Below are 15,078 nucleotides of genomic sequence, written 5' to 3' on the forward strand. Positions count from 1 at the left end.
TTGGATTTATTAGTTAAAAATTGCTACCATAATCATGCGAAAATTACTTCTTGTAATCAGTATTAGTATTACATTCCCTCTTCTTGCCATAGCGCAACAACCTAAAAAACCCAATGCAGTAGAAATTCATGAAGCTATTAAAAAACTTAACTTTTTAGGTTCTGTATTATATGTTGCAGCTCATCCAGATGATGAAAACACAAGACTTATTTCCTATATGTCAAATAAGGTAAAAGCGCGTACAGCTTACTTATCACTGACTCGTGGTGATGGAGGTCAAAACCTTATTGGTCCAGAAATAAGAGAATTACTTGGTGTAATTAGAACACAAGAATTATTAGCTGCACGAAGAACAGATGGAGGAAGCCAAATGTTTTCAAGGGCAAATGATTTTGGATATTCAAAGCATCCCGACGAGACTCTTGCCATTTGGGATAAAAAAGAAGTACTAAGTGATGTAGTATGGGCAATGCGTAAATTCAGACCAGATGTAATTATTAATCGTTTTAACCATAGAACCCCTGGGTCAACACATGGTCATCACACCTCTTCTGCAATGTTAAGTGTTGAAGCTTTTGATTTGGTTGCTGATAAAACTGTATATCCTGATCAATTAGAACATGTAAGTACATGGCAACCTAAACGGTTATTTTTTAATACTTCCTGGTGGTTTTATGGAAGCAGAGAAAATTTTGAAAAAGCAGACAAAACTAATTTATTAGATTTTGAAACTGGAGTGTACTATCCAACATTAGGCCTTTCTAATCCAGAAATTGCTTCTTTAAGTAGAAGTCAGCATAAATCTCAAGGGTTTGGAAGTACAGGTACCAGAGGAAGTCAAACAGAATATATAGAATTAATAAAAGGAGAATTACCAAAAGACAAAACCAATATTTTTGAAGGAATTGATACTTCCTGGAATCGCGTTAAGGGAGGCAAAGCTATAGGTGATATTCTATATGAAGTTGAAAACAAGTTTGATTTTAATAACCCTTCTGCTTCAATTTCACAATTAGTAAAAGCATATCAATTAATAGAACAATTAGAAGATACTCATTGGAAATCAATTAAATCCAAAGAAATAAAGGATATTATAGCAGGTGTTTCTGGTCTCTATCTAGAGGCAGTTTCAAAAGAATCTAATGCTACAAGAAACAGTAAGATAACAATAGACATTGAGGCTATTAATCGTAGTTCGGCTCCAATTGCATTAAAATCTATAAAAATTGCAACATTAGGGATTACAGAAACTCCCGGAATCAGTTTAGAAAACAATATAAGAAAAACGTACAAATTAGATGGAAAAGTTACTGCCGATGCCAAATACACCAGTGCATATTGGTTAAAAGAAAAAGGTTCATTGGGCATGTATACTGTTACTGACCAAAAATTAATTGGTACACCAGAAACGAATCATCAAATTAAGGCAGTTTTCAACATTGAAATTAATGGAGCTGCTATCGCATATGAGAAGGATATTGTTTTTAAAACTAATGATCCTGTAAAAGGTGAAGTATACAAACCTTTTGAAATTATCCCTGCGGTTTCTGCAAGTATTAAGGATAAAGTTATCATTTATGCAAATGGACCTTCAAAACAAATTCCTGTAGCTATAAAAACAGGAGCACCTAATATTAGTGGTGTCGTTTCTCTTTCTTACCCCGAAGGTTGGCAAGTATCACCTGAAACAATAAACTTTAGTTTAACCCAAAAAGGAGAAGAAAAAACCGTGGTTTTTACATTAACTGCTCCTAAAAATCAAAGCGAGGGATATATTTCACCAAAAGTTAAGGTAAATGGAACCACATATAGTAATGAAATAGTTACTATATCATATGAACATATTCCTGAACAAACTGTTGTGATGCCTTCTGAGACTAAAGTCGTTCGTTTAGATATACAAAAGAAAGGGCAAAATATAGGATATATAGAAGGAGCAGGTGATGTTGTTCCAGAGAGTTTAAGACAAATTGGGTATAAAGTGACTACTATAAACCCTGAATCCATATCTGCAGAAACATTAAAATCATTTGATGCCATTGTCGTGGGAATTAGAGCTTATAATACTATAGATCAATTAAAATTCAAGCAAGAGCATTTATTAAATTATGTAAAAAATGGAGGGAATCTTGTTATTCAATATAATACAAACCGAAGATTAAAAGTAACTGACAATCTAGGTCCTTATCCTTTAAAATTATCTAGAGATCGGGTAACCGATGAAAATGCAAAAATTACATTCTTAGCACCAGATCATCAAGTTTTAAACTCACCAAATAAAATTACTTCCGAAGATTTTAATGGTTGGGTACAGGAACGTGGGTTATACTTCCCTAATGAATGGTCAAAAGAATATACTGCAATCCTTTCAGCTAATGATAAAGGAGAGTCAGAAAAGAAAGGCCCTTTATTAGTTGCAAAATACGGAAAGGGATATTATGTATATACTGGATTAAGCTTTTTTAGAGAATTTCCAGCAGGAGTATCTGGTGCATATCGTCTTTTTGCTAATATGTTATCATTAGGAAAATAAGCATCAAATTACAACCATAAAATTAAGAAAAATTGATATGGAGGAAACAACAAAAAAAGCAAAATGGAAAAAATTGTATACAGCAGTACTTATTGCTAATGCAATTTATATTATACTGTTCTATCTCATTACAAATATGTATTCATCATAATTCTCTATTAAGAGCAACTTCATCAATTCAAACTAATTTAATCAATCAATTTTTATGCAAACCGTCGATTGGATCGTACTACTAGGAACTTTATTATTCATTGTATTATATGGAGCCTGGAAAACAAAAGGCAGTAAAAATGTAAAAGATTACATACGCGGTGGTAATGATGCACACTGGTGGACCATAGGATTATCTGTAATGGCCACTCAAGCAAGTGCTATTACTTTTCTTTCTGCTCCTGGACAAGCTTTTCATGATGGTATGGGGTTTGTTCAATTTTACTTTGGGGTACCTATTGCTATGATTGTAATTTGTATGGTTTTTATTCCTATTTATCATAGATTAAATGTTTACACAGCATATGAATATTTAGAAAGTCGGTTTGACCTAAAAACAAGAAGTCTAACTGCTATATTATTTTTAATTCAAAGAGGTTTAGCTGCAGGGATAACTATTTTTGCTCCCGCCATCATATTATCATCTGTATTAGGATGGGATCTCACTACTTTAAATATTATAATTGGTATTTTAGTTATTATTTATACTGTTTCTGGAGGAACCAAGGCTGTTAATATTACTCAAAAACAACAGATGGGTATTATTTTTATTGGTATGCTGATTGCTTTTTTTATTATCATCAGTTATCTCCCCGAAGGAATTACCTTCTCTAATGCTCTTGATATTGCAGGTGCCAGTGGTAAAATGGAAATTCTTGATTTTTCTTTCGATCTTGATAATCGATATACATTTTGGAGCGGAATTATTGGAGGAACATTTTTGGCCCTCTCCTACTTCGGGACAGATCAAAGTCAGGTACAACGATATTTAACCGGTAAATCTATCAAAGAAAGTCAACTTGGACTATTGTTTAATGGCCTCTTAAAAGTACCAATGCAATTTTTCATTTTGCTTGTTGGTATTATGGTATTTGTTTTTTATCAGTTTAATGCGTCTCCTCTTAATTTTAATCCTAAAAGTAAAGAAGCCATTACAAACTCTCAATATGCAGAGGAGTACACTCAATTAGAAAATAAGCTTTCAGAAATTCATGATTCAAAAGATGCTATAATCAAAGGATATCTTGCAGATCAAGAATCTGGAAACACAGAAAATACAGGTCATAAAAAATTAATTCAAGAGCTTAACATTTCAGAAAAAGAAACTCGTGAAGCCGCAAAAGAACTAATAAAAAAAGCAGATGTAACGGTTGAGACAAATGATAAAGATTATGTCTTTATTCATTTTATATTAAATAACCTCCCTAGAGGGTTAATAGGACTCTTACTTGCAGTTATTCTATCAGCAGCTATGTCTTCTACAGCTTCAGAACTCAATGCTTTAGCTTCTACTACGGCAATTGATTTGTATAAGCGAAATGTAAAGCAAGAAAAAAGCGAGCAACATTATGTATCTGCTTCAAAATTTTTCACACTAACCTGGGGTCTTTTAGCCATCATAGTAGCATGTTTTGCTAGCTTATTTGATAATCTAATTCAATTAGTAAATATTATTGGTTCTATATTTTATGGCAATGTATTAGGAATATTCTTATTAGCATTCTTTATAAAATTCGTAAAAAGTAACGCCACCTTTATAGCCGCATTGATTACCCAAATAGTAATCATATTTGTATGGTGGCAAGATTGGCTTCCATTTCTCTGGCTTAACGCCCTTGGTTGTGGTATAGTAATGTTATTAGCCATAATACTTCAATTATTTATTCCAACAAATAATACACCTACACACGAATAATTAAAAAAGTAAAAATTAATGATGAAGAACTGACTCTGTCAAATACGAAGAGAATTTTTTTTCGAAAGTGTTGTATTTTTTCATAACACTATTAATTTCATCACCTATTTCTATTGAAAAACGTACAGCAGATTCCTCAACTAATAATTCGATTTTATCAACTGCTTGCTTTAATTTATTTCCGCTGTCATTGAGTTCCAAATATTGCTCATGCATATCAGGAGTACAGGGTTCACAACGATAAGAATGTAATTTAGAAAGTGTTCTGGACACTTCACTTTTTAAAAGATTTAATCTTGAAGAATGTGGTTGTCTGCTTGAACGTGTTTTTGTAAAGTTTTGGGTTTTCATAAAGGTCAGGTTTTAATTAGAGAGTTCTCTAAATATAGAGAAATGAAGTTAAAAAACCTAGCAAAAAACCCTCATTATAAGATATTTACATTTACTTCAAAAAAAATAAAACATAATTACGTTAAATTAAAAAAAAGAAAGTTTCGTGCAAGTTTTAATACAAAATCTTCAAATTCTTATTCTTAAAAATCAATACGTAATAAATAAAAATAAAGTGAAGTGTTTTAATTATTTTTGAACTTAATTAGATTAATATAAAAATCATACAAGTAAAGATATGAGTATAAAATGGGGAATTATTGGTTGTGGAAAAATAGCACATAAATTTGCAGAAGATTTAATCACGATTCCTAATTCAGTATTACATGCTGTTGCAAGTCGCGATCTGGTAAAAGCCAAAGACTTTGGAAAGACCTATGGTGCATTTAGTTGTTATGGAAGCTATGAGGAATTGGTATTAAACCCTGATGTTGACGTTATATATATTGCCACTCCTCATGTTTTTCATTTTGAAAATACTTTAATGTGTCTTCATCATAAAAAAGCGGTTTTATGTGAAAAACCATTTGCCATGAATATTGCTCAAGTAACAGAGATGATTACTGTAGCAAAAGAAAATCAAGTATTCCTTATGGAAGCACTCTGGACCTACTTTCTTCCCCATTATCAATATGTATTAGATCTTGTAAAATCTAAAGAATTAGGTACTATTAAGAGTTTAAAAGCAGATTTTGGTTTTGTTAGTAGTTTTGACCCTAATGGTAGAATGTTTAATAAAAAATTAGGAGGAGGAAGCCTTCTTGATGTTGGTATCTATCCTTTATTTGCCGCATTAAGTATTTTAGGATATCCTGAAGAAATCGATGCCAAAGCAACCTTTGGAGAAACAGGTGTTGATGATACCTGTACTATACAACTTCATTATAAAGACAATGTAACCGCATCCTTATTCAGTGCAATAACACAACAAACCAACACAGAAGCAATTTTAGAATTTGAACAAGGAACGATTAGTATTAATAGCAGGTTTCATGAACCTTCTTCTGTTTCTATCACCAAAAATGGAACTACAAAAACGATTGAATTTCCTGGAGATACCAATGGTTATAATTTTGAAGCTATACATGTACAGGAAATGTTAGCACAAGATCGAATAGAAAGCACAGTAATGACTTTTGAAAAAAGTCTTCAACTCATTAAACTATTAGACAGTGTCAGGAACAAAATCGGATTACACTATGATTAAAACAGAAATATATTTATGCCATATCAATACCCTGTTTTCAGGGTATTTTTTTTACGGAAAATCGTGATTAATGACATGATAAAATATTTCATATTTGTTTGACCAGTTTGAAACAAGGATATATTCAAACTGTCCGTATCAAAAAATAATATACCATGTCAAAAAAGACTATTCTCACATTATTCATTTGCTTTACATCATTAACTATATTTTCACAAAAAGAAAATTTTACTGGGATATGGAAAATGTCATTACCTCAAGACTATGAAGAAGTAGAAATGAAATTTTGGAATACTTTATTCTTCCTGGACACAGGAAAAGTTTTTATTGATGGTCAAGAAATGTTTTGGGAGTACAATTCAAAATTAGAACGATTATATTTTAAAGAATCGTTGGATGCTAAAGAAGATGGAAATTATTATGAAATTCTGGAGCAATCTAAAAATCAAATGCAGTTTAATAAACCTGGAAAGCGAGGCAAGTGGATTCTTAACCGAATTACAAAAAGAGAAGAGTTCGTCGGTCACTGGAAGATACTTAAAGAATCAGAATCTGAATTTACAAACATATGGATGGATTTATCTATTAATGGCAATGTTAGTATTGGAAACATAGGTGAACAAGAAACTTTATACAAAAGTCAATGGAAATTCGATCCTCAAAGTAATATCTTAAGTATTAACATACCATTTCTAAAAAACCAAAAAGTTGATGTTATTTTATATCGAGGAGAAAAAGGGGTAAAAACACAATTAGGTGTTAAAAACAAAGAATATCATGCTTTATTCGAAAGAGAAGCTCATCCCAAACAATCCATTAAAAATGATCCTTCAAAAACTATCAACAAATCAAATATAGTTGGCACCTGGGAGGTTACAAAAATTATTGAAAACAATCGAGTATTAGTTTCTCATTCAGGAGAACAATATCAATTTGAAACTAATGGAGCCTTAAAATTAGTTATCAATGGAACTGAAAAGAAAGCTTTTTGGGAATATAATGCAGAAACTCAAAATATAACAATTTTTGAAAAAAAAGAGAATACGAAACAAAAATTGGCTGCATTTAAAATAAATAAAGTGTCTAATACACAAATGATCATTTCTGAAGGTAATCGTATGGCTCATATGGAGTTTATAAGATAAAAGCAGGAGCTAAAAATATATTAGCGCTAAAAACATCCCAACTCTTCAAAAAAATATGGAAGATATCCTCTTCTTATAGTTCATATAGATTAAAAAAAGCGTTCCGAAAATACGGAACGCTTCTTAAATGATTTGTGTGTGAAAAAGAGTGTTTATTTAGCTCCCCACTCTGCAAGGGAGTCTTTATTTAATTTTACATAGTCGGCATTTCCTGCCTTCTCTGCTAATTCTAACGAAGTTTTAGCTGCTTTTATTGCCCCCGCTTTATCTCCTCCTTTAGCATAGATCAAAGATTGTTGTCTATGATACCAAAAAGCAGGCTCTTTACGAATAGAAATTGCTTTCTCTATATGCTCTTTAGCTTTAGCAACATCTCCAGTCTCTTTATAGAAAGTAGCCGCCTGATAATGATCTCCATCAGTAGGACCAGCCATAGTTTTCTCAATACTAGCAACTGTTTGTGCCTTTGCAGGAGTTTCTATAGTAATTGCAGCTTCTGTATTTTCCCAAATAAAATTCATAACTGCAGAATCCATTTTAAAATCACTAAACATGATTGTAAATGTCTCTACATTCATCGGGATGGTATTTGCTTTTACTGAAGTTTTTGCTGCTACTTTTGTATCATCCCATTTTCTAGGAGTTCCCCAATTGTTAGCATCACTATAAAAAATTACCTCCCAAGTCTCTTTACCTGGTTTTGTAAAAATGGCATAAGTTCCTTTTTTAAGTTCTTTACCTCCAACTTTTACATCATCACCAAAAGTAATTTGAGTATTTTTATTAGCCCCTGTTCTCCAAAGTTTGTCATAAGGTACTAAATTTCCAAAAATAGCTCTTCCACGCATACTTGGGCGTGAATATTCTACAGCAACATCTGTTAATCCTATGATCTGTTCTATTTTAGAAGTAGGACTCGGTTGTGGTGCTTTTACCTGAGCTTCAATCCCTAAAGATAGTAAAGCCGCAGAAAGAAATAAGACAATCTTTTTCATTGTGTATAGTTTAGTTTGTTTTAGAATTACCGATAACGAAAATAAGAATTACACCTACATAAAAAGTTAACAAAAACTTAAAATAAGGAATAGTATATTTGTCTTCATTTTTGGATCAGAATGAGAAAATATATTTCAGAAGCTATAGGAACTTTTAGCATGGTATTTTGCGGTACTGGAGCTATGACTATTAATGAAGTTACAGGAGGAGATGTATCACATGTAGGTATAGCAATTACATGGGGATTGATTGTAATGGCTATGATATATGCTTTTGGTGAGATATCTGGTGCTCATTTTAACCCTGCTGTTACTATCGCTTTTGCCTATGCTAAAAAATTTGAATGGAAAAAAGTTCCAAAATACATAATCGCACAATGTATAGGAGCCATAATAGCCAGTAGTATTTTAGCGTTTCTATTTCCAGAAAGTGAATTTCTTGGAGGCACTTTACCCAAAATAGATGACTTTAGAGCTTTTATCTTAGAATTGTTACTTACCTATTTTCTAATGGTGGTTATCATCAATGTTTCTACTGGTTCAAAAGAAACAGGAACCATGGCCGGAATGGCAATTGGAGGTGTTGTGTTACTAGAGGCTATGTTTGCAGGGCCAATAACCAATGCTTCTATGAATCCAGCAAGATCATTAGCCCCAGCTTTACTATCAGGACATTGGGAGCATCAATGGCTCTATTTTATAGCACCCGTTTTTGGCGCATTACTTGCCGTTTTAACCTGTAAATTAGTAAAACCCGATAATTGTTGTAGTGATTGTTAAGCTCTAATTCTTATTTTAGCATATACCACCTAACACAAATTAATTCGTTTTAGCATATCTTTACCAAAAAGTGAAGTAAATATATAGATGAGTTTAAATTGTGAAAAGTTTTATGAGCTGGAATTTTACAATTCTTTTGTGATTGTTACCATTTTTAAAGATGTACTCCTTACCCTAGACAAAGCAAATATTGTTCGGGAAGAAATTAAATCTTATTATAAATCTAAAGATTTCATTATGATTACTAATAGGAAGTTTCGTCATGAAGTTTCTGATGAAGTATTTCGGCAAGGGCAACCTTCAAATATGAGAGGGTTGGCAATTGTATCTAAAGAAAAAACTGAACGTGATATAGCACTTATACAACAAAAGTTATATGATAAATCATTTGCTTTTTTCACCACTTTAGAAGAAGCAAAATCTTGGGCTGAAGGTTATTTTATAAACTAAATTTAATTTTGTTTAACTTTTTAGGGTTTTTTATTAAACAAAATCATCGTACTTTTACAATGTAATAATTGTACAACTATGAAAATTTATACCCTAAAAGCAAAGCAAAACCTTCCCATCTCTATAGAACAAGCTTGGGATTTTCTATCAGATCCGCGAAATCTTAAAACTATTACTCCTGATTACATGGGGTTTGAAATTTTGTCTGGTGCTGACCGCCAAATGTATTCTGGGCAAATAATTCAATATATAGTCACTCCTATCTCTGGAATAAAAAATAAATGGGTCACAGAAATAACTCATGTAAAAGACAAACAATACTTTGTCGATGAACAACGTTTTGGTCCCTATGCTTTATGGCATCACAAACATTTTCTTAAAGAAATTCCTGGTGGCGTAGAAATGGAAGATATTATCGATTACAAAGTACCTTTTGGTATACTAGGCCAACTTGTACATCCATTTTTGGTAAAACCAAAACTCGAAGAGATTTTTAAATATCGAGAAAAGAAATTAATTGAATTATTTGGATCTCTAAAAACAGAAAACACTACTCAAATCTTATTTGCTTAAAACCAAAATAATGAGAAAAAATATTTTACTTATTGGAGGAAGTCATGGAATTGGTTTCGAAATAGCTCTAAAACTGTATGATCAACATAACATTTTTATTGCTTCAAGAACCTCAGAAAACTTAGGGAATTTAGAGGTAACTCATATTCCATATGACGCTTCATCCGATGAAATTGATATTACCGTTCTTCCTGATAGGATAGACGGATTTGTATATTGTCCAGGTAGTATAAACCTAAAACCTTTTAAAATGCTTACTCCAAAAGTTTTTGAGGAGGATATGCAAATTAATTTCATGTTTTTAGTTAAAATCATACATACCATACTTCCAAAACTCAAAAACTCTGAACAGGCAAGTTTAGTATTCTTTAGTACCGTAGCTGTAAAAGTTGGTATGCCTTTTCATACTAGTATTGCTGCTGCAAAAGGGGCTATAGAAGGATTTGCAAAAGCTTTAGCCGCAGAATATGCTCCGCAATTTAGAGTTAATGTCATTGCTCCCTCTCTTACAGACACTCCATTGGCTAAGCGGTTATTAGGAAATGAAAAGAAGAAAGAGTTAATGGATAACAGGCATCCTATGAAACGTGTTGGTCAAGCTGAAGATATTGCAAATATCGCTGGGTTTTTATTGAGCGATGATAGCAGCTGGATTACTGGTCAAGTCATTGGTGTAGATGGTGGTATGTCTACTTTAAATATACATTAATAATGAACAAAAAAATTGCTGTTTTTTGGTTTAGACGTGATCTTAGATTAGATGATAATATTGGACTTCTTAAAGCGTTAAAAAGTGATTATCCAGTTTTACCAATTTTCATTTTTGATACACATATATTAGAGCGACTACCAAAAAATGATGCTAGAGTCACCTTTATTTTTGAAACTTTACAAAAAATACGACAAGATCTTCAAGATAAACACAAAAGTTCTTTGGCTATTTATATGGGTACTCCTAAAATCATTTTTGAAAAATTAATTGCTCAATATGACATACAACAAGTATTCTCTAATGAAGATTATGAACCCTATGCAAAAAAAAGAGACACTGATGTTAAAAATATTTTACAGCGCAACAATATCAAATTCTACCATTATAAAGATCAGGTAATTTTTGAAAAAGATGAAATTGTAAAGGCTGATGGTAAGCCATATGTAGTATACACCCCGTATAAGAACAAATGGAAAGAAGTATTTGACCCGGTTAGACTAAAAATTCATAATACAACAAACTATCTTCATAATCTGATTAAGAATACCAATCTTCCCAATACAACACTAGAAGAATTGGGGTTTATAAAATCATCAATCATAGTACCTGATTATGATACTTCTTCAAACTTAATTCAAAACTACGAAGCTACCAGAAATTTCCCGTCAAATCATAATGGGACATCAAAAATAGGTCCTCATTTACGTTTTGGAACTGTAGGAATTAGAACTATTATAAAAAAAGCAATTGCAGAAGAGAATGAAATCTTTTGGTCAGAATTAATTTGGAGAGAGTTTTTTATGCAAATTCTTTGGCACTACCCTCATACCAAAGATGCTGCTTTCAGACCCAAATATGATCGAATTGATTGGAGAAATAATGAACAAGAGTTTAAAAGTTGGACTTTAGGACAAACAGGGTACCCTCTTGTAGATGCAGGAATGCGTCAACTTAACACCACTGGATATATGCACAATCGGGTTAGAATGGTTGTTGCTAGTTTTTTATGCAAACATTTGCTAATTGATTGGCGTTGGGGAGAAGCATATTTTGCAGAAAAACTATTGGATTATGATATGTCTGCCAATGTAGGGAATTGGCAATGGGCTGCGGGATCTGGCGTAGATGCTGCTCCTTATTTTAGAATTTTTAATCCCACTACTCAGATTACCAAATTTGACAAACAACTTATGTATATTAATACCTGGGTAAAAGATCTTAATGAATTTAGCTATCCACCACCTATAGTAGATCATAAGGTGGCTCGTGAACGTTGTTTAAAAATTTACAAAGAAGCCGTAGGCTAAAACTAAATATAACATTTCTTTACAACCTTTGGATAAAAGTTTTTTGTATTTTATTCTATTATTAATAACCTTAAAACTTTATACCAATGAATACTCAGCAAGTAGCCACTCGTCTGGTCGAACTATGTAGACTAGGAGAAAATATGCAAGCTATTAATGAATTGTATGCTCAAAATGTTGTGAGTAAAGAAATGCAAGGAATGCCAAACTCTATAACCTCTGGTATAGATGCAGTACTTAAAAAAAGTGAAGACTGGTATGCTTCAGTTGAAGAATTTCATGGTGGAGAAATATCAGATCCTCTTGTTGCAGAAAATCATTTTAGTTGTTCTATGAAAATGGACTGCACCTTTAAAGAACAAGGGCGTATGCAAATTGAAGAAGTATGTGTTTATCAAGTTGATAATGGCAAAATTACAGAAGAACAGTTTTTTTATTCAATACCAAACTAAGCAACCGCATTACAATAATCAAAAAGGTCATACATGATCAAGTTTGGCCTTTTTGATTTATAAAAACTTCATAATACGCTTTAATGCTGGGTTTCGGTTATCTTTCTTCCAAATAATAGAAAGTTCAGCTCGTTGTGATATCTTAGGAATTTCAAGAAACTTCACTTCAAAATTAAAACCTTGCTGTAATGAAGTAGGAACAATAGCTACTCCTAGCCCACTTTCTACTAACTTAAATATTGTTTGTGCGTGCACTGATTTATGAGAAACTTTAGGCGTAAAACCTTTATCTTCACAAATACTCATGATCTTATCATAATACAATGAACTATAATCAGATGAGAATAGAATAAAGTGTTCATCTGATACTTGCTTGACACTTGTGAACGTTTTAGTATCTAATTTATGATGTATTGGCAGAGCTAATGAAAAAGTGTCTGTATGCACTGTTTTCATCTCTATATCTTTAGGTACCCTGGCCAGCCTAACAAAACCTAGATCTAATTGATCTTTTTCTATAGCATCCACTTGAAAATGATTAGACATTTCTTCTAAACTAAATTGTATATCCGGATACGTAGCATTAGCCCGTATCAATAACTCCGGAATTACAGTTTGCATAGCAGAACCAAGAAAACCAATACGTATTTCACCATCACTTCCTTTATCTATAAGACGAGTTTGTTTAATCGTAAAATCAATATGATTAAAAATATAATCTAGTTCCTTTTTAAGATATTGACCAGCAACTGTTAAACTTACTTTTCTTTTATTCCTAATAAAAAGAGTAACTCCAATGATTTCTTCCATTTGCTTGATCTGTCTACTCAGTCCAGGCTGAGAAATAAACAATCTATCAGCAGCTTTTCTGAAATGTAATTCTTCGGCAACAGCCAAAAAATAAGTAAAATGACGGAGTTCTAATTGATAACTCATGGTTATTAATAATTGATTAAATAAGTATTTCTAATTATCAAAAATAGATATTAATTTAGTAGTATCTATCTATAACGTTTAGAAATATAGCTATGTCAGATACAAAACACCATTTTTCATACGGAGAAGATTACCTAACAGCAGGAATCGCAATAAAAATTGCTCAAGGAGAAATAAAAGGTATAATCTCACAATCATCTCGTGCAAAAATCCAACAAAGCAGACGTGTAGTCGAAAATATTGTTGAAAAAGGAGATCCAGTTTATGGTATTAACACTGGTTTTGGTCCTTTATGTACGACAAAAATTTCAAAAGAAGAGACCAATATTCTGCAAAATAATATTCTACAAAGTCATAGTGTTGGCGTTGGAGAACCTATTGATTTAGAAATTGCTAAACTCATGCTAATTTTAAAAGTCCAGTCTTTATCAAAAGGATATTCTGGTATTGCAGAAGAAACTTTGGATAGAATATTATACCATATTGATAATGATATTATTCCTATTGTCCCAAGTCAGGGATCAGTTGGGGCATCTGGTGATCTTGCTCCGCTCTCTCACCTCTTTTTACCTTTAATTGGTTTAGGAAAAGTATCGCATAAAAAAGAGATCATATCTACAGCAGAATTATTTAAAAAAACTGGAAAACAACCACTTGACCTAGGTCCAAAGGAAGGTTTAGCTTTAATAAACGGAACGCAATTTATTGCAGCCCATGCTGTACAGGTTATAGCAAAACTACATAACTGTCTTTCACAAGCCGATATTATCGGAGCAATGATGATAGAAGGCTTACAAGGTTCTATAAAACCTTTTTATAAAGAATTACATCAATTAAGACCTTTTAAAGGTAATATCCATGTTGCTTCCAGAGTAAAATCAATGCTTAAAGGTTCAGAAATTATGGAAGATCATACAGATTGTGATCGTGTCCAGGATCCATATTCATTACGATGTATACCTCAGGTACACGGAGCTTCCAGAAATGCTTGGTTGCATCTAAAAGAACTTCTCGAGGTAGAGTTAAATTCTGTGACTGACAATCCAATAATTATAAATGAAGATCTCACAATAAGCGGAGGTAGTTTTCATGGGCAACCTCTTGCTATGGCAATCGATTATGCTTGTTTAGCCACCTCAGAAATTGGCAGTATTTCTGATCGAAGAATATATCTGGCTTTAGAAGGCAACTCCCCCGGTGTTCCTAAATTATTGATGGAAGATACAGGAATCAATTCTGGATATATGATACTACAGTATACTACAGCTGCTCTTGCAAGTGAAAATAAAGGGTTATGTTTTCCCTCTAGTGCAGATAGCATTCCTACTTCTCTAGGGCAAGAAGATCATGTAAGCATGGGATCAATTGGAGGAAGAAAAGCGTTACGGGTACTTGATAATCTAGAGAAAATATTAGCCATAGAATTGTTAACAGCCGCACAAGCATTTGAATTTAGAAAACCACTAAAATCTGGAATAATCCTAGATGAAATTCACAAAAAAATAAGAACTATAGTCCCTTTTGCTGATAAAGACCGTGTATTTGCCGATGATATTGAAAAAGGAATTGAAATGATTAAAAACAAAACAATAATTGAAGTTTCTAATCAAGTTTCACAAAAAGAAAAATTATCATTAGAGACCCCATTTTCTAACGAATTTGAAGTATATTAAACATATATATTCTTATTGT

Annotated in this window: 14 protein-coding genes; 11 read left to right on the top strand and 3 right to left on the bottom strand. The window is 32.3% G+C overall.

Features of this window, described 5'->3' with window-relative positions:
• The first annotated feature begins 34 nt into the window (after positions 1-34).
• Both DK442_RS20335 and DK442_RS20340 read left to right on the top strand, forming a co-directional pair.
• Complete coding sequence (locus DK442_RS20335) at positions 35-2,533, top strand: PIG-L family deacetylase (protein WP_109437722.1); 2,499 nt, start codon at positions 35-37, stop codon at positions 2,531-2,533.
• Positions 2,534-2,738: 205 nt separating this feature from the next.
• The gene (locus DK442_RS20340; RefSeq protein ID WP_109437723.1) at positions 2,739-4,439 is read left to right on the top strand and encodes a sodium:solute symporter; all 1,701 of its coding nucleotides are present in this window, start codon (positions 2,739-2,741) and stop codon (positions 4,437-4,439) included.
• A gap of 15 nt (positions 4,440-4,454) precedes the next feature.
• On the opposite strand, the gene DK442_RS20345 is transcribed toward DK442_RS20340, so the two are convergent.
• Positions 4,455-4,790, bottom strand: a complete 336-nt coding sequence (locus DK442_RS20345; protein ID WP_109437724.1) for a hypothetical protein — start codon at positions 4,788-4,790, stop codon at positions 4,455-4,457.
• Positions 4,791-5,067: 277 nt separating this feature from the next.
• Here DK442_RS20345 and DK442_RS20355 point away from each other — a divergent pair, with 277 nt between their 5' ends.
• On the top strand, positions 5,068-6,036 hold the full coding sequence (locus DK442_RS20355) for a Gfo/Idh/MocA family protein (RefSeq protein ID WP_109437726.1): 969 nt from the start codon (positions 5,068-5,070) through the stop codon (positions 6,034-6,036).
• A gap of 155 nt (positions 6,037-6,191) precedes the next feature.
• Positions 6,192-7,181, top strand: a complete 990-nt coding sequence (locus DK442_RS20360; protein ID WP_143916482.1) for a hypothetical protein — start codon at positions 6,192-6,194, stop codon at positions 7,179-7,181.
• 152 nt (positions 7,182-7,333) lie between these two features.
• On the opposite strand, the gene DK442_RS20365 is transcribed toward DK442_RS20360, so the two are convergent.
• Entirely contained in the window at positions 7,334-8,176 is an 843-nt protein-coding gene (locus DK442_RS20365) for a DUF2911 domain-containing protein (protein WP_109437728.1), read from the bottom strand.
• 120 nt (positions 8,177-8,296) lie between these two features.
• Here DK442_RS20365 and DK442_RS20370 point away from each other — a divergent pair, with 120 nt between their 5' ends.
• From DK442_RS20370 to DK442_RS20395, 6 genes are all read left to right on the top strand, one after another.
• Complete coding sequence (locus tag DK442_RS20370; protein ID WP_109437729.1) at positions 8,297-8,956, top strand: MIP/aquaporin family protein; 660 nt, start codon at positions 8,297-8,299, stop codon at positions 8,954-8,956.
• A gap of 87 nt (positions 8,957-9,043) precedes the next feature.
• A complete protein-coding gene (locus tag DK442_RS20375; protein WP_109437730.1) occupies positions 9,044-9,406 on the top strand; it encodes a hypothetical protein in 363 nt (120 codons plus the stop codon).
• A 78-nt stretch (positions 9,407-9,484) separates the two neighbouring features.
• Positions 9,485-9,979 carry an SRPBCC family protein gene (locus DK442_RS20380; RefSeq protein ID WP_109437731.1) on the top strand — a complete coding sequence of 165 codons (495 nt, stop codon included), beginning with the start codon at positions 9,485-9,487 and terminating at the stop codon, positions 9,977-9,979.
• Positions 9,980-9,989: 10 nt separating this feature from the next.
• Positions 9,990-10,688, top strand: a complete 699-nt coding sequence (locus DK442_RS20385; protein ID WP_109437732.1) for an SDR family NAD(P)-dependent oxidoreductase — start codon at positions 9,990-9,992, stop codon at positions 10,686-10,688.
• 2 nt (positions 10,689-10,690) lie between these two features.
• Positions 10,691-11,998, top strand: coding sequence for a deoxyribodipyrimidine photo-lyase (locus tag DK442_RS20390; RefSeq protein ID WP_109437733.1), 1,308 nt, complete (start codon positions 10,691-10,693; stop codon positions 11,996-11,998).
• Positions 11,999-12,084: 86 nt separating this feature from the next.
• Complete coding sequence (locus DK442_RS20395) at positions 12,085-12,450, top strand: SnoaL-like domain-containing protein (RefSeq protein ID WP_109437734.1); 366 nt, start codon at positions 12,085-12,087, stop codon at positions 12,448-12,450.
• 57 nt (positions 12,451-12,507) lie between these two features.
• Here DK442_RS20395 and DK442_RS20400 read toward each other — a convergent pair whose 3' ends face one another.
• Entirely contained in the window at positions 12,508-13,386 is an 879-nt protein-coding gene (locus DK442_RS20400; protein ID WP_109437735.1) for a LysR family transcriptional regulator, read from the bottom strand.
• 92 nt (positions 13,387-13,478) lie between these two features.
• Here DK442_RS20400 and hutH point away from each other — a divergent pair, with 92 nt between their 5' ends.
• The gene (hutH, locus tag DK442_RS20405) at positions 13,479-15,059 is read left to right on the top strand and encodes a histidine ammonia-lyase (RefSeq protein ID WP_109437736.1); all 1,581 of its coding nucleotides are present in this window, start codon (positions 13,479-13,481) and stop codon (positions 15,057-15,059) included.
• The last annotated feature ends 19 nt before the right edge of the window (positions 15,060-15,078 follow it).

This window comes from Aquimarina sp. AU119 (assembly GCF_900312735.1).
GTDB classification, from domain to species: domain Bacteria; phylum Bacteroidota; class Bacteroidia; order Flavobacteriales; family Flavobacteriaceae; genus Aquimarina; species Aquimarina algiphila.